A 21,400-nucleotide genomic window follows, 5' to 3' on the forward strand; every position below is an offset into this window, starting at 1 on the left:
TATGCCCGAAGCCGCCGGCCAGCAGTGGAACGCGGAGGATTACGCACGCACCGGACGATTCGTCGCGGACCTCGGCGTCAGCGTGCTCGGCTGGCTGGCTCCAAAGGCCGATGAGCGCATTCTCGACCTGGGCTGTGGCGATGGCGTGCTGAGCGAACGTTTGATGGCGCAAGGCTGCGAGGTGCTGGGTGTGGACGCCAGCCCGGAGATGGTCGCGGCCGCCCAATCACGCGGCGTTACGGCCGAGGTGGTCGATGCGCACGATCTGCCGTACCGGCATGCGTTCGACGCGGTGTTTTCGAACGCGGCGCTGCACTGGATGAAGCGCGATCACGATGCCGTACTCGCGGGTGTCGCCCGCGCACTCAAGCCGGGTGGGCGCTTTGTGGCCGAACTCGGCGCCGCCGGCAATGTGCTTTCGATGCGCAGTGCGCTGCACCAAGCCCTGGCGGCCCGTGGCGTCGACGCGGCCCGCTGCGACCCCTGGATGTTCCCGACCCAGGCCGAGTATCGGGCGCGGCTCGAAGCGGCCGGCTTCGTGATCGACCGGATCGAGCGTTTCGAGCGACCGACCCCCTTGCCGGGTGACGTGATCGGCTGGATGACGACGTTTGCGCGCCGTTTTCTCGATGCCGTAGCGGAGGCCGAGCGCGAGGCGGTGATCCAGGAGGTGCGCGAGGCGGTGCGTCCGCGGCTGTACAACAGCGGCGCCTGGGTAGCGGACTACGTGCGGCTGCGTTTTGCCGCCCATATCCCAACATGAAACCAACGACATGAGCGATCAAAAGAAAATCCTGCTGTTGCCGGGTGATGGTATCGGACCGGAAGTTGTCGCCGAGGCGCGTCGCGTGCTCGAAGCGCTGCAGGGCGGGGACTTCAATATCGAATTCAGCGAAGGTCTGATCGGCGGCTGCGCGGTGGATGCCCACGGCACGCCCTTGCCGGATGCCACGCTGGAAAAGGCGCGTGCTGCCGACGCAGTGCTGATGGGCGCGGTCGGCGGTCCCAAGTGGGACACGCTGGATCGTCCACTGCGCCCGGAACGCGGCCTGCTGCGCATTCGCGCGGCGCTGGACCTGTACGCCAATCTGCGGCCAGTGCTGTGCTTCGACGAACTGGCCGAGGCATCGACGCTCAAGCCCGAAATCGTGCGCGGCCTGGACATCCTGATCGTGCGTGAGCTGACCGGCGGCATCTACTTCGGGGAGCCGCGTGGCGTGGTCGAGGAAGGCGGGCAGCGCGTCGGCATCAACACCGAACGCTACAGCGAATCGGAAATCGAACGCATCTGCCGCAGCGCTTTCGAATACGCCCGTGTGCGCGATCGGCGCGTCTGTTCGGTGGACAAGGCGAATGTCCTTGAATCGTCGCAACTGTGGCGTGATACGGCCGAGCGCGTCGCGCGCGACTATCCCGATTGCGCTCTGAGCCATATGTACGTGGACAATGCGGCGATGCAGCTGGTGCGCGGGCCGGGGCAGTTCGATGTGCTCGTGACCTCCAATCTGTTTGGCGACATTCTGTCCGACATCGGCGCGCAGCTCACCGGCTCCATCGGCATGCTGCCGTCGGCCTCGCTCAATCGGCAGGGGCAGGGGCTGTACGAGCCGGTTCACGGCAGCGCACCGGATATTGCCGGTCAGGGCAAGGCCAACCCTCTGGCGACGATCCTGTCGGCAGCGATGATGCTGCGCTACAGCCTGGGGCGTGGCGATCTGGCGGATCGCGTGGAAGCGGCCGTGAAGCGCGTGCTGGCGAACGGTCTGCGTACCGGCGATATCGCGGGGCCGGGTGAAGCGGTTCTGTCGACGGCGCAAATGAGCGCCGCCGTGGTCGCAGCGCTTCATTGAATTTACGAATGGCGGCGCCGTCGGCGGCGCCGGCAAGCAATCGAGACAGGCAGACATGAGCAAGACATACGACGTGGCAGTGGTGGGCGCGACCGGCGCCGTCGGCGAGGAAATGCTGAAGGTGCTCAAGCAGCGCCGTTTCCCGGTGGGCAAGGTCTATGCGGTCGCCTCGGCACGTTCGGCCGGCGACGAGGTGGACTTCGGTGACGAGGAACTGATCGTCGAGGATCTCGCGACTTTCGATTTCTCCAAGGTTCGGATCGGGCTGTTCTCGCCGGGTGCCGAAGTGTCCAAGGTCTACGCGCCGAAGGCCGCGGCGGCCGGCTGCGTGGTCATCGACAACACCTCGCAGTTCCGCTACGACGACGACGTGCCGCTGGTGGTTCCCGAAGTCAATCCGCACGCGATCGCCCGCTACAAGACGCGCGGCATCATCGCCAACCCGAACTGCTCGACCATCCAGATGCTGGTGGCGCTCAAGCCGATCCACGACGCGGTCGGTATCGAGCGCATCAACGTGGCGACCTATCAGTCGGTTTCCGGCACCGGCAAGAACGCGATCGAGGAACTGGCCACGCAGTCGGCCAAGGCGCTCAGCGGCATGGATTTCGACCGAAACGTCTATCCCAAGCAGATTGCGTTCAACGTACTGCCGCAGATCGACAGCTTTCAGGACAATGGCTACACCAAGGAAGAGATGAAGATGGTCTGGGAAACCCGCAAGATCTTCGAGGATGAGTCGATCATGGTGAACCCCACGGCGGTGCGTGTGCCGGTGTTCTTCGGTCATTCCGAGGCCTTGCACATCGAGACCCGGCGCAAGATCACCGCGGTCGAGGCACGTGCGCTGTTCGAGGCCACGCCCGGCATTACCGTGATCGACGAGCACAAGGACGGCGGCTACCCGACCGCCGTGACCGAAGCCGCGCACAAGGACGCGGTGTTCGTGGGGCGTATCCGCGAGGACATCTCGCATCCGCGTGGTCTGAACCTCTGGGTCGTGGCCGACAACATCCGCAAGGGCGCCGCCCTCAACAGCGTGCAGATCGCCGAAAAACTGATCGAGACCTATCTCGACTGAGTGCCAGCGAGCACAGCGCTTGGTTCGCCGCAATATCTAGGGTATAAAACGGCTTACGGGACAATAATAATGTACTACTGTCAGTAGCCGGCTCCTTGCGCTCGCCCGCAATGGCGTCGCAAGTGAAGGCGGATTGCACGGGGCAAGGGTTCAGGTAGCGGTGAGTGCATGGGAATACACGGAACTCCGGGCGTCGCGGACGCATGTCTGCCCGTGCACGGCAAGGCGGAGCGAAACGATACGTCGCGGGAGTGAATCGTGAGATCAGTCAGCTTCGGCGGGGCCTTGTTGCTCGCTCTGTGCTCCACTTCGACATGGGCGCTCGGGCTGGGCGAACTCGAAGTCCGTTCCAGGCTCAATCAGCCACTGGAGGCCAGCATCGGCATCCTCGATGCCGGAGCCGATGAACTCGAATCCCTGCAGGTGCGGCTGGCCTCGGCCGATGTCTATTCCCAGGCAGGGCTTGATCGCGCCGAATATCTGAACGCCGTGCAGTTGGCCGTGGTCGGCAGCGGCGGATCGTCACGGATTCAGCTCTCGAGCGAGGAACTGGCACGCGAGCCGGTTCTGAACCTGTATGTCGAAGCGCGCTGGGGCGAGGGCCGCCTGTTGCGTGAATACAGCGTGCTGCTCGATCCGCCCGAATCGGCGATGGCGTCGCCGCGTCCGGCGAATGCCTTGCCGCCGCCAATCGTCGCCGCGGCAGCACCGGCGCCGCAGAGCAAGCCGGTCGCGCCAAGGGCGCCGTCGAACGATGAATTCTTCGAGACGGCGGACGAAGCCAGCCGCCGCGATTCCGATCCCGCATTGCTGGACCGCTTCGGTTCATCCGAATCGCAAGGGGCGGCGACGGCTGCCGCCCAGATGCCGAAGACCGGCAGCGTTCCGGTTTCAGCGCCGTCCAATGCCGGAGCTTTGCCGGCCCGATACGGTCCGATCAAGCATGGCGAGACCTTGTGGCGGGTGGCCTACAATCTGCGCCCGGACGATACCGTCAGCATGGATCAGATGCAGGTCGCGCTGTATCGCGCGAATCCCAAGGCCTTCGGCGACGGGCGCATCACCGGACTGCTCGCGGGCGTGATGCTCGACGTGCCCAGCCTGTCGAGCATACGCGCGGTCGACGCCGCTGGCGCCAAGTCCATGCTGGACGCCGCTCGCCGCGGTGCGGTGCCGGCCGCACCGCCGGCGCCTCCGGTGGCGCCCACGCCGCAGCTGCGGTCGGTGACGCCGCTTGAGTCCGACCCCGAGCCCGAACTCCAGAAATTGCCCGAGCCGGAGGCGTCCAGGCCTGCGCCGGCCGTTTCGGGCGAAGCCACGGGCGATCGTCGGCCCGGCTCTGCTTTGGAGGAATTGCAGCGTCAGGGCGCGGCCCAGGACGAGGATCAGACGGACGCCCCACGAGACGATTCCTACGGCGCGACCGGCGCTGCTTCCGCCGTGCTCGATTCGGCCGACCCGGATACGGAGTCCACCGCGCCAGATGAACCGATGGTGGACGATGCGCCGCCAGCGCCGGTACGTTCCGCGCCGGTGATCGGGCGCGAAGGCAAGAAGCGCGGTTTGCCCTGGCTGTGGATCGGCCTGCTCGTCGTGGTTCTGGTATTGATCGCCTCGGTGCTGATGCTGCGGCGCCGCGAGGACAACGACGAAGCACCACCGGTGGCTGCGCCCGCCCCACGGCCGCCGGCGCCGCCGCGCGCGAGCACCCCGGCGATGCCGCCGGTCGCCGCCCCGGTGATCATCGCGCCACCCGGGGACCCGCAACCGTCCGAGGACGGTGCCGATACCGATCGCCTGGGGTCGCTGGAGGACAGCCTGCTGGCGTCGGCGGACGTAGCCACGCCGGGTGCCGACCGCGAATTGCCGTCGATCGAGGATTCGCTGTTCGAAGACGAGGGCTTCGACAAGACCGTACAGATGCCGGCGATGGATGCGGCTGCGGCGCGTCGCGACAGCAACGGGGTCGATTTCGACGTGACCTCGCAGTTTGAAGCCGAGACGATGCGTATCGATCTCGATTCCAACGACCCGCTGTCCGAGGCCGATTTTCATATCGCCTATGGGCTGTACGATGAAGCGGCGCTGCTGTTGCGGCAGGCCGCGGAGAACGCGCCGGAGCGGACCGACATCCGTGTGAAGCTTGCGGAAACGTATTTCGCCGCCAACAAGCCCGTGGAGTTTCTCGAAGTCACCGAAGGGCTGCGTGAAGAACTCGACGCCGCGCAATGGCAGAACATCGGCATCATGGGCCGGCAGCTCACGCCGGACGCGGCGATGTTCGCCGACGACGGGCAGGGCGATGCGAGCCTCCTCGATTCACCGGTGGATTTCGAACTCGAGGCCGCCCCGGAGACGCCGGATGCGCTCGCGCCGATGTCGATGGACCTCACCCTGGACGAAATCAGCTTCGACGAGGCTCAGGACGTCTCCGGGGCCAGCGCCGATATCGGCGTCGCAGCCGCTCCGGAGCGCGCGCGCCAGGAGTCTCTGGACGAGGCCGACAACGGAATGCTCGACTTCAGCCTGGAAGATTTCGAACTCGACGGTGAACAGGCCGAGCCGCCACCGATCGAAGTGGCCGAGCCGCTGAGCGCCGACTCCGACGCGGCTGCCGATGCGGAGCCGGCAGACAGGGATCCAAGCCTAGTGACGGAGCCGGCGCAGCTCGATACCCATGCGCTGGACTTCGACCTGTCGGATTTCGATCTGGATCCCGCCTCTTCGGAGACGTTGCCCGACGCACAGACCGCCTACCCGTCCTCGTCGCTCTCGTCCGCGCAATCGTTCTCCGATTTCGACTCGCAGTCTTCGGACTCGCCGCAGGAGCCGACCTTCCCCGAACTGGATCTGCAATCATTCGACGCACCGTCGGCGGACACGATGCCGGATGCCGAAGCGACGGAGGAATCGATCGAATCCTTCAGTGAATCGTTCGATGCGCCGATTGAGCCAGGCTTTGACGCACCGCTTGATTCGGACATCGATCCGCCGGACGCAGCCCCAGCCGTGGGATCCACGTTCGAGTCCGAACCGCCGCTCGAAGACACCGGTGAATTCTCGATACAGGAGTTCGACGACATTGAACTCGACCTGGACGGCGGTGACGAGGCGGCGACCAGGCTCGATCTGGCGAAGGCCTACGTGGACATCGGCGACGCCGACATGGCGCGTACACTGTTGCAGGAAGTGGCCGATCTCGGATCGCCCGAACAGCAGCAGCAAGCGCGAGATCTGCTGTCGCGGCTGGCCTGAGCGCCCATCGTAGGCTTCAGGGCCGCATGGACCCGACGAACACGCACGATTGCCGAACCCAAGCACTGCTCCCAGCACCTCCTCCTGTGTACCCGGCCGTTCGAATCGCCTGTCTGCTCGCCTTCGCGGCGCTGCTGCCGATCCTTCCGATCGCTGCGCTGGCGCTGGCCGCCGCGAGCTTGCTGCTCACCCATGCCTGTCTTGGGCGCGCGTCGTTGCTGCGATATGGCCGCGGCCTGATGCGCCTGCGTTATCTGTTTCTGGCGATTCTCATCCTCTATGTCGGGCTGACGCCGGGCACGCCACTGTGGAGCGTTCTGCCGGGGATCAGCGTAGAGGGGCTGAGCGAAGGTGCGCGCCGCGCGCTGGTACTGGCGGACCTGCTGGCGGCCGTGTTCTGGTTGACGCAGGTCACGCCGATGCCGGCACTGGCCGGCGGGCTGCTGTGGCTGCTGCGGCCGTTGCGTCTGATCGGCGTGGATGATCGGCGACTGGGCCTGCGTCTGGCGCTGGCGCTGGAATACGTCACCGAGGCCGGGCAGCTTATCGACAGCGTGCGCCGCGAATCACGCCGCGGCCTGATCGACGCGGCGGCGGCCGCGATCCTGCGCGCCGAAGAACTGAGCCACAGCGAACACGGCGATGTCACCGTACCGATGCTACCGGCGCCGCCGGTCTGGCAGTGGCTCGCGCCGATGTTGCTGGTGGCGCTGTTTTTCGTGTGGCCGCGATGAGGCGTTGGTGCGCGGGCGTGGAGTACCATGGCGGTGCCTATTCCGGCTGGCAGGCGCAAAACCACCACGTATCGGTGCAGGCGACGCTGGAGACGGCCCTGTCGCGGATCGCGAATCATCCGGTTCGTCTGGTGGCCGCTGGCCGTACCGATGCCGGCGTCCACGCTCTGCAACAGGTCGTGCACTTCGACAGCGATGCCGCGCGTCTGCCGGATGCCTGGGTCCTGGGCAGCAACACGCAGCTGCCGGCCGATATCAGCCTGCCGTGGGTGAAGCCGGTCGACGGCACGTTCAATGCGCGTTATTCGGCGCTGTCGCGTCGTTATCGCTATCTGATTCACAATCATCGTTCGCGGTCCGCGCTGAGCGGTGGCCGGGCCACCTGGTGGACCTATCCGCTGGATGCCACGTGCATGCATCGCGCGGCCCAGGTCCTGGTCGGGACGCATGATTTTTCGGCGTTTCGGGCCTCGGTCTGCCAGTCGCGCACGCCGGTACGGAACCTGTTGGCGATCGAGGTGTTCCGGCGCGGCGACTTCGTGGTGATCGACGTGATCGCCAATGCCTTTCTGCACCACATGGTGCGAAACATCACCGGCAGCCTGCTGATGGTGGGGCAGGGGCGTCACCCCGAAACCTGGATTGCGGAGCTGCTTGCCGGCCGGGACAGAACGCGCGCGGGGATGACGGCACCGGCCGATGGCCTGTATTTTGTCGGCCCCCGCTATCCGGACGGCTATGGCCTGCCGCCACCGCCGGAACCCTGGTTTCCCGCCGGTTGATTCAGAGAGTCCTCTTGCCCACACTGCCCACGCAAAGAACCCGCATCAAGTTCTGTGGCATCACCCGCGCCGAGGATGCGCGTCGGGCGATCGCCCTCGGTGTTGACGCGCTGGGTTTTGTTCTGGTGCCGGCGAGCCGTCGCGCGCTCGACATCGAGGCGGCGGTCGCGCTGCGGCGTGAACTGCCACCGTTCGTGGCGGTGGTCGCATTGCTGATGGACGCGGATCGCGAATTCATCGCGCAGCTGGTGGGCCGCCTGCGGCCGGACCTGCTGCAGTTCCACGGCAGCGAATCGCCGGATCTGTGTCGAGCCTGGGGCCGGCCATACATCAAATCCGTCGCCATGGCCGAGCCGCAGGATCTGGCCACGCAAAGTGCACACTACGCGGATGCAAGCGCGCTGCTGCTGGACGGGCATCCGACCGGCGAATTGGGCGGGCAGGGTACGGCCTTCGACTGGAGCCGGATCGCCGGAGGCACACATCCGCTGATACTCGCGGGCGGCCTGAATCCGGATAATGTGGCCTCCGCGATCGGGCGGGTCCGGCCCTATGCTGTGGATGTAAGCAGCGGAATCGAAAGCGCGCCGGGTCTCAAGGACGCGGCGCTCATGCAAAAGTTCATAGAAGAGGTTCGTCGTGCCGACGCCAACTGAAGCAGACTACGATTTCCCCGATTCACGGGGCCACTTTGGTCCCTACGGTGGCCGCTTCGTCGCCGAGACGCTGATGGAACCGCTGCGCGAGCTCGAAGACGCCTATTTCAGCCTGCGCTCGAACCCGGCATTCCGCGCCGAACTCGACCGCGATTTGGCGCTGTATGTGGGGCGGCCTTCGCCGCTGTATCCGGCCGAGCGCCTCACCGCGAAATGGGGCGGCGCGCAGATCTACCTCAAGCGCGAGGACCTCAATCACACCGGCGCGCACAAGGTCAACAACACCGTGGGTCAGGCGCTGCTCGCCAAGCATCTCGGCAAGACCCGCATCATCGCCGAGACCGGCGCCGGCCAGCACGGCGTCGCCAGTGCCACCGTCGCGGCGCGTCTGGGCTTGAAGTGCGTGGTCTACATGGGCGCGGACGATATCGAGCGGCAGAGCCCGAACGTGTATCGCATGAAGCTGCTCGGCGCCGAGGTGGTCTCGGTCAAGAGCGGCACACGAACGCTCAAGGACGCGATGAACGAAGCCCTGCGCGACTGGGTGACCAATGTCGACGACACCTTCTACATCATCGGCACGGTCGCCGGACCGCATCCGTACCCTCTGCTGGTGCGCGATTTCAACGCGATCGTCGGCCGTGAAGTACTGCGTCAGGCGCCCGAGCTGTTCGGTCGGCTGCCGGATGCCCTGGTCGCCTGTGTTGGTGGCGGCTCCAATGCCCTGGGCCTGTTTCATCCGTTCATCCCGCACCGCGAGGTGCGCATGATTGGTGTCGAGGCTGGCGGCAGCGGTCTATCCACAGGCCTGCACGCGGCGCCGCTGTCGGCCGGCACGCCCGGCGTGCTGCACGGAAACCGCACCTACATCATGGCCGACGAGAACGGCCAGATACTCGGCACGCATTCGATCTCGGCCGGGCTGGACTATCCGGGCGTGGGGCCGGAACACGCCTGGCTCAAGGATCTGGGGCGGGTCGAATACGTCGCTGCGGATGACGACGAGGCGCTGGCGGCTTTCCACGAGCTGACCCGTGTCGAGGGCATCATCCCGGCACTGGAGTCGGCGCATGCCGTGGCACACGCGAAGAAGCTGGCGGCGGAGATGGGCCGCGACCAGCACATCGTCGTCAATCTGTCGGGGCGTGGCGACAAGGACATCTTCACCGTCGCCAAGCGCGAAGGTATCGAGCTGTCCTGAGACGCAGACCCTGGTTCCTGGTGCTGACGAAGCCGGCAGGCGTGAGCTTGAGCGCCCTGAAACCGATGCCGTGCGCACGCTGAACGTTGGCGGCAATGGCCTTGCTCATGGCCTGACGTCCCGGTTCGCGCCGGGCCTGCGGAACCTTGCCGCACAGCGGTTCGAACTGCTTGCGTGCCGCCGGAATCAGCTCGCTCACGGGCAGCGGCCGGCGCTGTATCGGCCAGATGGTTCGGCTTGAGCCCCCAGCGGCCCGAAGGTCTCGCCAAATTCGTCGGGATCGTCGTGCTCCCCGAACTGTTCGGCAATCGTTGATTCCGGCACCTTGTGCGTTTTCGCGAGCGTGCTCAGAAACTCCCGACGCGCCTGGCCGGAAACGGTTGCGGATACCGTGAAGTCCAGCCGGTCGGCCTTCCCGGTCGGCGGGCGGATTTGGATTCGTCCGTCGGTGCGACATCCAGGCGTCGATTGAGGATAGGGGCAAGCTCAGCGGCGAACGAAGCCATCCGACCTCAGTTCCATCCGGCTCATGTCCAGACCCATCTTGAGGGCCTGGGCCTGGGTCGCGCTGGCCAATTGCTGACGTTCCGCCTTGCTGTTGGCGCTGCTTCTCAGTGTGATCGTCCACATGGTCTCGTAGATGTACGCCTCGGCAAGTTGCTGGCGCATGCCGTTGCTGGCCGAGCGCAGCTTTTCGTTGTTCGCCAGTTGCTGCCGGACCTGCGCTCGTACCGCCTGGACTTCCCCCTTTTTCGGCAAGTCGGTCTGCTTGGCGGCCATCCAGGTCACGACCCAGTAGGCCGTCATCGCATCGGCAACATCGTCGCTGCGCAGGCCATACGGACCGACGTCGGCCTCGAAGCGCTCGATCATGTCGCGATCCGCGAGATCGCTTTTCGCGCTGCGCGCCATGCGCTCGTCGGTCTTGCGTAGATTGTCGAGAAATCTTTGTTCCATCGCCTCGGAAATCGAGGCCGTAGGAAGGTAGGAAAAATCGTTGCCCTCGGGTCTTGTTGCGTCATCCTCGTCATGGCGCAGACGCTTGGTGGCCTGTTCGACCTCGTGGGCACCCGCCATGTTGCCGAGGTCCTGCTGTTGCAGCAGCAGCATCATGTTGAGGTTGGCGTTGACGTCGATTTGCGTGCCGTAGTACTGCGCCTGGGCGGTGGCGCTGCACAGCAGGGCGAACAGGACTGCAAGAGCGCTGTGGAGCAGGTTTGGCATGGTTTCTTCCGGGCGGGATGATTTCAGTGCTTGGTCATGCGGGTGAATCCGGATTCGGTCAGCTGCATCGCCTTGAGGTTCACGCCGCGCTTGCTCTGCATGTTGCGGGCGGAGTTTTCGGACAATGCCTGCAAGGCCTGTACGTCGCCCGCTGCCAGCTTGCGCTCGCGCTCTTCCAGCGCGAGCATCGTTTCGTAGATCATCACTTCCGCCATCGTCTGGCGATCGCCCTCGCGTTTGACGTAGGGGTTCTTGTGCCACATCGCAGCCAGCTGCAGTCGCGCCGCTGCAAAGGCCGACCTCGGCGGCAGTTCCTTGCGGTGGATCAGCGACCACATGCTGACCCAGTAAGCGGTCATGGCATCGGCGAAGTTGTCCGCGCGCAGGCCCAGCGGTGCGAATCGAAGTGCAAACTCGGCGATGAAGTCTCGATCACCGATTGCGGCGCGAATCGTCTCCGGTGGTTGTCGGCTGCTCTTGGCAAGGCTGTCGACCAACTCGCGGCGCACCTTGGCGGACACGGCCGGCGAAAAACCGAAGTCGAGGGAATCGATGGCTTTGGACAAGGGGAGGTCGGTGGCGGCGCTTGCCGTATTCATGTTGTGTGTCCTTCGTTCACTGGGAGCGGCCGGCCGCGCTGCGATTCATCCCTCATTCGGGAGTGCTTGCCAACTGGGGACTCCCCCAGTTTGTAAAACGGATCAGTGCGCTTCCACTGCATGGAACATGAGGCTGGGCGGTGCCGCCGCAGTGTGTCGGAGGCTTTTCAATAGTTGACGAAACCGTTGTCGGTGAGCCGAAGCCTGCGCAGATCCACGCCTTGCCTGAGGACTGACTGGTGAATGCTTGCCTGCAATTGGGCGAGGCGCGTCGTATCGCCCGAATCCCGCAACTCGTTTTTGGCGGCACCGGCCACGGTCGCCATGTAGGCCATGATTTCGCAGGCTTCCTGCTTTTCGGCGTCCGACAGCGATTGCACTTCCGGATTGGTAGCCATGGCCGATTCTATGGCCTGATGCGCCGCGCGGATGCCGGAAGGATACCGGGCCGCATCCTCGTTGTTGACCACTTCCCAGGTCATTACGTAGTAGGCGGTAGTGACGTCGGCAAGATTGTCGCTGGAGTAGCCGAAGTGCCCGAGCACGTTGTCGAAGGACTCCCAGACCGCATCGCTTTCAATCGACTTGCGAAGTGATGCCTGGACCCGCGGGTCGCCGCTGGACGGGAGTAGGGCGTCGAGCAGCTTCTGGCGCGTTGCGCGTTCCACGCTGCTGGAAGTATCGAATTCCAATGCGTCGAGGTCGCTTCGCGAAGCGCTGCTGGCATAGGCTTTCTGGCCGGCTTCGAGCGTGGGTTTACCCATGCCGATCACGCCTTGCTGGAACACACTGGAAGAATAGATCGACGCCAGGTCCTGCGCGAACGCCGGTGTCACCGAGACCAGGCCGACAAGCAGGATGAGTCCTTTGCTTTTCAAGTTTTGCCTCCTGGGGGAGAAACGATTGTCCGATTGGGTTCGACAATGGTGAATCTACTGTGCGGCCAACGACAACGGGAACTGGGGAAAACCCTCAGCCAGACACGAAGCCGTTGTCGGTTAGCGTGAATCACGCACTGCGTGATGCCGACCGACCCTCGCCCGCTTGCGGGAGAGGGGGGACCGCTCGCGAATGCGAGCGGTGGGTGAGGGGAACGGCCATGCCGCAGGCGATTCATTGTGCAGGGTGGCGCTTGCGCCATGGCCGTTAGCCTGAGATTCCGCAAGTCGATCGTCGCCCCCTGATCGTTCGCGGCCTGGCCGTTCGCGATCAGGGGCGATTTTTGTTGTAGACCACGCCCTTGCGGCTGGCGACTACGGCGTCCATGTCGTCCACCTCCACCACCTTGTCCCAGATCAGTTCCACGTAGCGGCCCTCGCCGCGCTCGTAGTGGCGTTGCAGCGCCCACAGAAAGTAGTCGACCGCCTGCAAGCCCGCGCTCTGGGGCGGCGTGCTGGCCACGATGTGGATGGCATCGGAGCGCCGGGTACCGAAATCGCGCTCGAAGCGCGCTTCCGCCCGCTCTATGGCGGCGCGAAAGGCGTGCGTGCGCGTCTTGTTGCCGCGCCGGGCAGGGTGACTTGAGTTCGTCCGCAATGGGGGGTGACTACCTGCCCATCGGCACGATTCAGGCGGTTAGCCCTGATGATCTGGCAACAGCGAAAGTAGTTCGTAGCTCCAGCGCGGGGCTCCGCCACGTGGTTGCAGCTTCGTGCGCCGAAAGTTTGCAACGGCCGGTTGATCAATTTCGGCCAGCATCTTTCTGGCCTGCGCGTCCGTTACTTCTTCACCGAGACGGCCGCTGATGATCTCCCCTTCGTCCAACTTGAAATCGAAGCGTGAGCTATCCAAGAGCGCGCCCCGGAATGTCCCATGCAGCGAGATGCTTTCCTCCTCCGATTCCGTCGCCCTGACACGCTCGACGCCGGATGCAACGCGCTGTTCGTCCAGTGAGATTTCGCGGTCCCCCGTCACAAGCCGGAGCCGCGCGCCACGCTGTTGAAGAGCCTCGAAGAACGCTTTGAGTTTGGGTAAGACCCGCGGCGGTGCTTCGCCCAGAGCCGTCTCATAGGTTGCGTCGCTTTCTCCTGCGGCGCTCACCAGATCCGCCATATGCTGCAAGGCGTCGCTCAACTGCTGGCTCGCCACGAAATCCGAGCCATTCGCCTGCTTCAGCTCCAGTCCGAACGACCCGCGCGGTAGCGCCGTCAGCAGCAAACGTGCCTCCGGAGCGTCCGGCAACCGTCCCCGGGCGCCCAGAGCGCCATGCTTGCGGTGCAGATATTCCGCAGTGGCGATGTCCTGAACTGCGTCAAGGACCTTAGAGGCGAACTGGGCATCGATACCTTCTGATCCTCGCACTGGCCCGCCCGTGAAGTACAGGATGACCTGCGGCGTCCGGGGCTGCATGCGCAGCTCCGCAAGGCGCCGCTCCATCTCTCGCTTTCGGGAGGCCAGCCCCGGTGTCATCAGGAAGTCGTCCTGCGTCAGGCACAATAACCGTTCCAAATCAAGGATCTGAGCTTTAAGGAAATCTCGTTCTGCAATGGGATTCATGGTGACGCCTCGGCCAGCAGGACCACAGCTTCTGCGTCCATGTCTGGCGTGTCCAAGTCTATGCGCAGCATACCTTTCCAGATGCCGTCACGGGTATGGGAAAACAAGCCAGACCAGTAGCGGGTGGCCTCTACTACAGCCTCACCAGGCCCACTCAGGTTCACGAGGTAGTGGTCCACCCGGTACCTCTCCTTCGAGGCGTCCGGAAACAACCAAGCGGGTGGCGAAACGCTGGGCGGCAAGCCGACAGACGCCGTGCGAACGAAGCTAACCACGTCCATGTCCTGCGGCGCTCGGTCCTCCTGGCGCTCAATGTCTTGAGCAAAGCTCCCGTTCAGCCACTGAAATCCGGACAGGCCAGCGGTCCTTAAGTCGGCGCGGAGCTCAAGCCAGCCGCACAGAATGGCCCGCCGTGGTGGTGTCGTGCCGAACCGTTCCACAACCTCCCGCGCAGTGGCTGGGTAGGGTGACAACTGTCCCGGCTCGGTTGGGTCGCCCTGGTGGGCAGGCAAGACCCCGTTGTGATCGAAATCGGGAATGCTCATGCAGCGACCTCGGTGGTCTGAAACGCGCCCGGCCAGCCGCCGTGCTGGTCGATTACGCGGTCGATTTCGGCCATCAGGCGGATGGTCTCGGCGAGGGCAACGACGATCTTGTGGTAGTGGGCGATGTCGTCGCCGGACAGGGTGCGGCCCTTGCGGTCCTTGAGCCATTTCTCGCAGACCTGGTAGCCGCCGATGTGGAAGTTCCACACGGCTTCCGGCACGCCGCGAAAGCCGCTGGTGCCGGGGCTGGCTTCTTTCTTAGTGCCGCTGGCGTCGATCCAGACGGTGCCCTCCGCGTAGCCGACCTTGGCGACTTGCTTGTTGCTGCCGATGAACTCGGTGATGGGGTGATCGAGCCGGGGTGATTCCAGTAGATGCAGCGCGACCTGTTCTCCGCCGAGTTGGGCCAGCGCGCGGAACAACTCCAGGCTGCCGGTCAGGGGCAGGCGCGGGAAGTCGATTTTCAGGAATTCGGCGTAGCGGCTGCGGTAGGCGGGGCTGTGAAACACCGCGTAGATGTAGTGGAAGATGTCTTCTGGCGTCAGGCCGGCAGGTAGGCCAAAGTTTCCCTTCGGCTTAACACCGAGCTTCTGTGCCCATGAAAACAAAATCTTCGTGTTCAGGTTCGGCCTGAGTCCACCGTTTGAAAGCTCTGCCCGTAGCGAGCCAGCATCGTCCATCAGGAAGAGTGGGAAAACTGTGCAGCTTCGCGAGGACTCGGCTGTTTTCATTTCAACGAGAAATTTCGAGACGAACACTGCATCGAAGACGCCGGTGGCTTGGATGCGGGCGCTCAACAAAGCAACATTGCTGTGGAGCATGTGGCGGAGCGTCGGATACTTGGAGTCGCCCTTCTCGATAATCTTCGGATTGTAATAAATCCAACGGTAGTCAAACGGCCGGTAAGTGAGGCGCTGGATAAACTGCGGAACCTCGTCCGTCTTAATTTTGAGCTGTGCCTCTTTGAGTTTCCAGTTTGGGGTATCGGTGATGCTATAGCGTTCGCGTAACAGTTCCAAACGGCGCTCGGAGGCAATGTCCGACATCCGAGCGACCAGCGTTTTCTTATCGCAATCAATCACTACGCCGTCCCGGTGCGTTTTCACGCCGCACGAATTAACCGCCATCAAATCGTTGAGCGACGGGTAAACTTCATATTCGGCCAAGTTCGCATCATCGAACGGAATCAAGAAACACTGCGGCGCTACCGGACGCAGGTCGGTCCACTTCCGAATCGAGACTGGATGGGAGGAGAGGTCGGCGTATTTCTCGTTTCGACTGCCCCATAAGTCGCAGTGGCGAACTGCACTCATGGATGGCTTCCTAAACGGGCGAACCGCGATGGAGACGGCAACCCCCTGTTGAATATCGAATACGTTTTCGTTGCTTCTGCCTGCTGGCGCCCGCTCACCGATGTTTGAATCACCGTGAAGGTCGAGAATGAACATCGCGCTGAACTGGCCGAGCAGTTCCTTCCTAACTCCGCGATGAATTAAGCCCTTGAGGTAGCCGTGGTTGGTAATCATGCCCCAAAAGCCGCAGTCTGGAGCCGCCAATAGCTTCTGACTCAGACGAACAAATTTAAGGTAATCGTCGGCGAGGGCTACGAGACCTTGCTCGCCTCGCACATGTTTCTTGTAGTCGTCCATTAGCCCATCAATGAACGGATTGAAGTTGGCGCTGGTTACTGAATACGGCGGGTTGCCGATGACGACGGTGAAGCGCTTGTGCCTTTTGATTTCGTTCACGGCGGCGGCTTCGTGGGCGAGCGCTGCAAATTCGATGAACGGAAGCTGCCGCACCCATGGTTCCAGCGCATTGGTCAGGTAAATGCGGGCGCGTTCCTCGCTGCGGAAGCGGTAGCCGGTCTCTTGCAGCTTGAGCCCAATCTTCATATGCGCAATGGCGTAAGGCGCCATCATCAATTCAAAGGCGTGCAGGCGCGGCAACAGGTGCTTGGGCACGTAGTCGTTCCACGCGCTGGTGCGCTCCGCCTCGCTCATGCCTTGCTTTTTCCACTTCGCCGTCATCGTGCGGTGGATGACGTCGATGACTTCGACCAAGAAGGTGGCGGTGCCGGTGGCCGGGTCGAGAATCTGGACGAAGGGTTCATTCTCGTCGAGGGGATAGTCCCGGCCGACATCGTCTTGGAGCATCGGGAGTTGCAGTCCCGGATGTTTCTTCAGCATCTCGCCCCAGGTGGTGGTGTCGGCGAGGCCGTCTTCGAGGCCGAATTCGGTTTGCAGCAGTTCGTGCACGCTGCGGACGATGTAGGAAACGACGGGCTGCGGGGTGTAGAACACGCCGCGCTGCACCTTGAGCTTCTTGTCGTAGGCTTTGAGGAAGTCCTCGTAGAAGTGAATCACCGGGTCTTCGTCGCGGCGCTTGTTGCCGAAGTCGCGCAGCACGGCTTCGAGATTCGTTTTCTTGTCGTTGAGCAGGTCCACCACTTCGTGAATGCCGAGTTCGTCGAAGTCCAGCTTGCCCTTGCGACCGCCGGCCTTGAGGAAGCTTTGCAGCATTTCCTTGAGAAAAGGATTGGTTACGGGAACCATGTCCACGATGTCATCATGAACAACGGCGCCCGGTTCCCCAGGTTCATGTCGAGAGACGCGCGCCGAGAACAGGCCGTAGGTGATGGTCTGCGCGTACATGTCCGCGAAGGTTTTTTCGTCCAGATCGTGAATCAGGGCGGTTTTGAAGCCCTTGAGCAGCTTGCGCAGTTCGCCGCTTTCGCTCTCGCGCGGCAGCACCAGCAGCATGCGGTTGCGGATGCGTTTGGCCAGCTCGGCCAGGCTCAGGGCCAGTTCCTTGGCGGTACTGATGACCTGCCGGGGGCGCAACTCGAAGGCCTCCGCCCACTGCTGGCGCCATTGCTCAAGATTGCTGGTGTCCTGCGGCCAGATCAGCTTTTCGTGTAGCTTGTCGGCGACGTAGTCGAGCTTGAGGTTGGTGTCGTCGTCGTCCCAGCCGAGCACGCGCAGGGTGGCCTTGCTGGTGTCGAGTTCGCTGCCGGGTTCGCTGAAATGGGCGAAGGTGAGCTGGCGGTCGCTGTCTTCGCCATAGGCTGAAATGAACAGCAGGTCGTGCTGCTGCCACGCGGCTTGCTGGGCCTTGCTGGCATTGGCGCGCTTTCTCATCACCAGCGCGTTGAGGATGCGGCGCAGGATGACGATGGGGAGCTGCTTCTTTTCGAAATTGACGAAGAAGATGCCCCAGGGCTGACCGGTTTCCAGCGGGCGGAGCTGCTTGATCTCGCGGATGCCAACGCGCTCGGAATCCTTGAGGCCGAGATCGTCGGACCAGTCGAAGGTGAGGTCGTCTTCGTCGTAGCCTTCTTCGATGGGCCAGTCGAGCTCGGTGCGCAGGTAGGCAGTCAAATCGCCAAAGGTTTTGATCGCCCGCAGGCGCTGGCGTTGTTCTTCGGTCACGCGGTCTTCCTCGTTGAATCTTGTGGCAGAGTGGACGGCAAGGCCCTCTCCCCGGCCCTCTCCCGCGCGCGGGAGAGGGAGAGCATCAGTTCAGTTCCATCCAGGCCTTGAGGACGGGTTCCACGCCCAGCGGCGCCTGCACCTTTTTCAGGTAGGTGTTCTTGATGTGCTTTTCGATCTTTTCGCGCGCGTCTTTCAGCGTGGCGGGCGCAATCTCGCAGTGGCGCGGCGTGTCCGGCCCGGCGCGGATGACGTTGATGATCCGGGGGGCATCTTCCAGCGTCTTGCCGTCGGCCAGGTCGTGCAGATACCACTGCACATAGCCGGCATCGAGCGACCAGTCGGACTGATCGTCGGTGGCGCCCTCGCCGGCACGTCTGGCGGGCAGCGCGTAGCAAAAGAACACCGCGCGGGTGCCGGGTTTGAGGTGCTGCTTGCCGCTGAATACGCGGCCGGGCAGCGTGCGCAGCCGGGCTTCGAGTTCGGGATGCGCCTTGAGCAGGGCTTGCAGCTCCAGGTGCATGGCTTCCAGCGGCGAGAGCGTGCCTTCGTAGGCGTCGGTGAAGTCCTTGAGCGCCTGGTAGTCGTCTTCCGGCGTGAGCAGTTTTTTGCCCTCGATGCCGAAGGTTTTGGAGATGCGCAGCGTTTTCTTGGACACGGTCTTGAACAGGCGCAGCAGTTCGTCCAGCTCGTCGGGCGGCAGAAAGTTCCAGTAGGCGGTTTCGCCGCGCAGCTTTTTCTGGTCCGGGTGGTCGGCGACGATGCGGGCTTCGACCTGGGGGTCCATGCGGCGATCCACGCGGCCGATGCGCTGCATCAGCCGCACCGGGTTCCAGTGCAGGTCGTAATTGATGACGCGGGTGGCGTCCTGAAGGTTCAGCCCCTCGGACAGCACGTCGGTGGCGATCAATATGCGGATTTCCTGTTTTCCACTCTCGGCCAGTTTGGCGCTGGACGAGCCGTTGTAATAGGGCGCGAAGCGGGTGATGACTTCACCACGGTCGGCCTTGGTGGCGCTGTCGATTTCGTCCACGCCTTCGATGCCGGCTTCGATGAGCTGCTGTTTGAGGTAGCGCGCGGTGTCCATGAACTCGCTGAAGATCAGCACCTTGTGGGCTTTGAGCACCGGGTCTTTCTTGAGCAGGCCGACCAGGGCTTGCAGCTTTTTGTCCTGCGACGGTTTGAATTTCTCCAGCTCCTTGAGGAACGACGCAATCTGCTCCAGATCCAGGAGCGTTTCATCGATGATTTCATCGACCTTGAACTGATCGCGCGGCAGTTTCTCGACCGTCTCCAGCATTTCGGGCGGGATCAGGTCTTCCTCCACTTCATCGTCTTCGGCGGCCCCGAACAACTCGTGCTGATGCTGCTGCACGTAGTTGATCAGGCTGGCGTGCTGGTTCTTCCAGCGTTCCAGCAGGCGCTTTTCGTGGGCGGTTTCCGCATGAACCTCCACCCAGGCCAGCAGCTTGATCAGCAGGTTCCAGCAGGAGGCGCGAAAGGCATGGACGGAGCTTTCGAAGCGCTTGAGAAACTGGGTGCGGATCAGTGAAACGACCTGCTTCTGGCGGCCTTCGGCGAGGACGTCGATGACCTTCTCATCGCCGCTGTAGTAGGCGTAGGGGTAGTAGATCGCCAGCGAGAACAACGGCTTTTCCTTGCTGAAGGCGTCTTCGAGCATTTGCAGCAGCTTGCCGTAGGTCTGCTTGACCGAGTACGGCTGAACCTGCGGCGCGCGCGGCTTGGGAAACAGGATGTCGTTCTCGCCGGCGGCCTCCAGACTGCGGCGCACGTAGGCGCGACTGCGCTGGACGACCAGCGACCGGAACAGGGCGTCGTGCCCCAGTACCAGATCGGCTTCGAGCAGGTCGGTCTGCACGTCCTCCCCGCCGTCAGCGACCCTGTCCAGCGAGCGTTCGAGGTCTTTTTCCATCTTGCGGAAATGGCCCGGCAGCGAATGAATGCCGAGCGGCGCGTCCTTGAAGTAATCCACCTGCCGGCGCGAGAACAGCTCGATCATGTGTTGCAGGTCGCGCAGGCGGTTGTTCACCGGCGTGGCGGTGAGCATGAACAGGGTCTTGCCCGCGGCGATCTGGTACAGCTTCCAGTAGCGGGATTGCGGATCGTCCTCGTCGCCCTTGGTGCCGGTGTTCCGGAAGTGGTGGGCCTCGTCGATGATGATGACGTCGGCGCGCTGGCGCACGCTTTCGATGTCCTCGGCGATACTGCCGCCGCGCATCAGGTCGGTGTGGTTGAAGATTTCGAGCTGGCTGTACTTGCCGAACAGATGCGGCAGGCGCTGGCGCAGGGCGCTTTCCCAGACGGGCTTGCGGGCGGATTTGGGCACGAACAGGGCGACTTTGAGGCGGTCGTGCACGATCAGGCGCTCGATCAGCATCAGGCCGACGAAAGTCTTGCCCAAACCCACGCCATCACACAGAAAAGCACCCTGGTAACGGCTGGCGCGCTTGAGCATCGCGTGGTAGCCCTCGCGTTGATAGGGCGCGAGGATGCGGTAGATCGCCGAGTGATCCCGCTCCCACTCGGTTGCGGTGAGCTCATGGCCGCGAAAGAACTCGTACAGCGACTTGGCATAGACCTGGAACGGCGAATACTCGTGTATGTGCCGCTCGACGATTTTGAGCATGTCTTCCGTCACGTCCTCGGCCGCATCCCAATGCTGCTCGTACCACTCCTGAAGGACGGCGACCGGGGTGCCGGTGATCTGGACGTTCAGCTCGATGTTCTGGGTCAGGCCGGGATGGGTGAAATTCGATGAGCCCACCAATGCCGACGAACCGACCACTTCGAGGCGGCCGTGGGTGATGTAGGCCTTGGCGTGGAACTTGTCCTTGCGGTAGACGCGGCATTGAATCTTGCGGGAGCGGATCGCCTCGACGATGGCGGCGACGCCGTCCAGGAAGTCGTTCTTCTTCTTTTCGGCTTCGATGCTGTCGTCGAGCTTGCCGGCTACCTTGGCCAGGCCTTCGTTGAAGGCCTTGCTGGTGCGGCGCGACACTTCGTCGCCCATCAGAATGCGGATGCCGTCAACCTTCCGCCATTCGTCCCCCAGCGCCAGCAGCGCGCCGATCTCGAAGTAGCCGGTGGCGATGTCGATGGCGCTGGACAGCTGGCACCAGTCGCGCAGGTAGCGGGCGGCCTTCCAGTCCTCATCGCTGTTGTCGACGATGAACAGCTCGCTGCCGGTCGGGCTCTGTCTTTTTGGCATACCCAGCTCCATCTATCCTTGTGTCGGTGCCAGCCTGGTTTAACGGTCATGGAGTTGCATCCCCACCCCCCGGATGATGAAACATATGAGTGCATCGCTCAGCAGCTGTTACCGACGTTAGAGGCGCCAGGGGTGGCGCTTGGGGTTACGGTGACGGTATACAAAACGCACGAATTGGTTCGGACCGAATAGGGGAAGAGCAAACTGTCACCGTAACCCAAGGAGTACGCCATGCAGACCGCTAAAGAATCCGCCCGCACTATCATCGACCGCCTGCCAGATCAGGCGACCTGGGAAGACATCATGTATGAGTTCTA

The 21,400-nt window shown here is 63.2% G+C and carries 17 protein-coding genes; 8 read left to right on the top strand and 9 right to left on the bottom strand.

Annotated features, from left to right (window positions below; translation table 11 throughout):
* Window position 1 precedes the first annotated feature (1 nt).
* The 8 genes from RM530_RS16315 to trpB all read left to right on the top strand — a co-directional run bounded on the left by RM530_RS16315 (window position 2) and on the right by trpB (window position 9,559).
* Window positions 2-763 (top strand): class I SAM-dependent methyltransferase, encoded by a 762-nt coding sequence (locus RM530_RS16315; RefSeq protein ID WP_311366338.1) that lies wholly within the window; start codon window positions 2-4, stop codon window positions 761-763.
* 10 nt (window positions 764-773) lie between these two features.
* On the top strand, window positions 774-1,850 hold the full coding sequence (gene leuB / locus RM530_RS16320) for a 3-isopropylmalate dehydrogenase (protein ID WP_311366322.1): 1,077 nt from the start codon (window positions 774-776) through the stop codon (window positions 1,848-1,850).
* 55 nt (window positions 1,851-1,905) lie between these two features.
* Window positions 1,906-2,931, top strand: coding sequence for an aspartate-semialdehyde dehydrogenase (locus RM530_RS16325; protein WP_311366323.1), 1,026 nt, complete (start codon window positions 1,906-1,908; stop codon window positions 2,929-2,931).
* A gap of 258 nt (window positions 2,932-3,189) precedes the next feature.
* The gene (locus RM530_RS16330) at window positions 3,190-6,186 is read left to right on the top strand and encodes a motility hub landmark protein FimV (RefSeq protein WP_311366324.1); all 2,997 of its coding nucleotides are present in this window, start codon (window positions 3,190-3,192) and stop codon (window positions 6,184-6,186) included.
* 86 nt (window positions 6,187-6,272) lie between these two features.
* Complete coding sequence (locus RM530_RS16335) at window positions 6,273-6,920, top strand: hypothetical protein (protein ID WP_311366325.1); 648 nt, start codon at window positions 6,273-6,275, stop codon at window positions 6,918-6,920.
* The gene (gene truA / locus RM530_RS16340; RefSeq protein ID WP_311366326.1) at window positions 6,917-7,702 is read left to right on the top strand and encodes a tRNA pseudouridine(38-40) synthase TruA; all 786 of its coding nucleotides are present in this window, start codon (window positions 6,917-6,919) and stop codon (window positions 7,700-7,702) included. The genes RM530_RS16335 and truA overlap by 4 nt, the downstream gene beginning before the upstream one ends.
* A gap of 14 nt (window positions 7,703-7,716) precedes the next feature.
* Window positions 7,717-8,358, top strand: coding sequence for a phosphoribosylanthranilate isomerase (locus RM530_RS16345; RefSeq protein ID WP_311366327.1), 642 nt, complete (start codon window positions 7,717-7,719; stop codon window positions 8,356-8,358).
* The gene (gene trpB / locus RM530_RS16350) at window positions 8,342-9,559 is read left to right on the top strand and encodes a tryptophan synthase subunit beta (protein WP_311366328.1); all 1,218 of its coding nucleotides are present in this window, start codon (window positions 8,342-8,344) and stop codon (window positions 9,557-9,559) included. The genes RM530_RS16345 and trpB overlap by 17 nt, the downstream gene beginning before the upstream one ends.
* Here the strand turns inward: trpB and RM530_RS16355 are convergent.
* The 9 genes from RM530_RS16355 to RM530_RS16395 form a co-directional block, all read right to left on the bottom strand.
* Entirely contained in the window at window positions 9,522-9,758 is a 237-nt protein-coding gene (locus RM530_RS16355; RefSeq protein ID WP_311366329.1) for a hypothetical protein, read from the bottom strand. The two genes, trpB and RM530_RS16355, sit on opposite strands and share 38 nt — an antisense overlap.
* A 287-nt stretch (window positions 9,759-10,045) precedes the next feature.
* Window positions 10,046-10,783 carry a DUF6683 family protein gene (locus RM530_RS16360; RefSeq protein WP_311366330.1) on the bottom strand — a complete coding sequence of 246 codons (738 nt, stop codon included), beginning with the start codon at window positions 10,781-10,783 and terminating at the stop codon, window positions 10,046-10,048.
* A gap of 23 nt (window positions 10,784-10,806) precedes the next feature.
* Window positions 10,807-11,382, bottom strand: coding sequence for a DUF6683 family protein (locus tag RM530_RS16365; protein ID WP_311366331.1), 576 nt, complete (start codon window positions 11,380-11,382; stop codon window positions 10,807-10,809).
* A gap of 167 nt (window positions 11,383-11,549) precedes the next feature.
* A complete protein-coding gene (locus RM530_RS16370) occupies window positions 11,550-12,260 on the bottom strand; it encodes a DUF6683 family protein (protein WP_311366332.1) in 711 nt (236 codons plus the stop codon).
* 331 nt (window positions 12,261-12,591) lie between these two features.
* Window positions 12,592-12,918 carry a hypothetical protein gene (locus tag RM530_RS16375; protein ID WP_311366333.1) on the bottom strand — a complete coding sequence of 109 codons (327 nt, stop codon included), beginning with the start codon at window positions 12,916-12,918 and terminating at the stop codon, window positions 12,592-12,594.
* Window positions 12,919-12,957: 39 nt separating this feature from the next.
* A complete protein-coding gene (locus RM530_RS16380; RefSeq protein ID WP_311366334.1) occupies window positions 12,958-13,878 on the bottom strand; it encodes a hypothetical protein in 921 nt (306 codons plus the stop codon).
* Window positions 13,875-14,423, bottom strand: coding sequence for a DUF6932 family protein (locus RM530_RS16385; RefSeq protein ID WP_311366335.1), 549 nt, complete (start codon window positions 14,421-14,423; stop codon window positions 13,875-13,877). The genes RM530_RS16380 and RM530_RS16385 overlap by 4 nt, the downstream gene beginning before the upstream one ends.
* Window positions 14,420-17,854: a type ISP restriction/modification enzyme gene (locus RM530_RS16390; protein WP_311366336.1), complete on the bottom strand. Its 3,435-nt coding sequence runs from the start codon at window positions 17,852-17,854 to the stop codon at window positions 14,420-14,422. Before RM530_RS16390 ends, RM530_RS16385 begins: the two co-directional genes overlap by 4 nt.
* 85 nt (window positions 17,855-17,939) lie before the next feature.
* On the bottom strand, window positions 17,940-21,083 hold the full coding sequence (locus RM530_RS16395) for a helicase-related protein (protein WP_311366337.1): 3,144 nt from the start codon (window positions 21,081-21,083) through the stop codon (window positions 17,940-17,942).
* Window positions 21,084-21,400: the final 317 nt, after the last annotated feature.

It is taken from the genome of Banduia mediterranea, from assembly GCF_031846245.1.
Taxonomy (GTDB): Bacteria; Pseudomonadota; Gammaproteobacteria; order Nevskiales; family Nevskiaceae; genus Banduia; species Banduia mediterranea.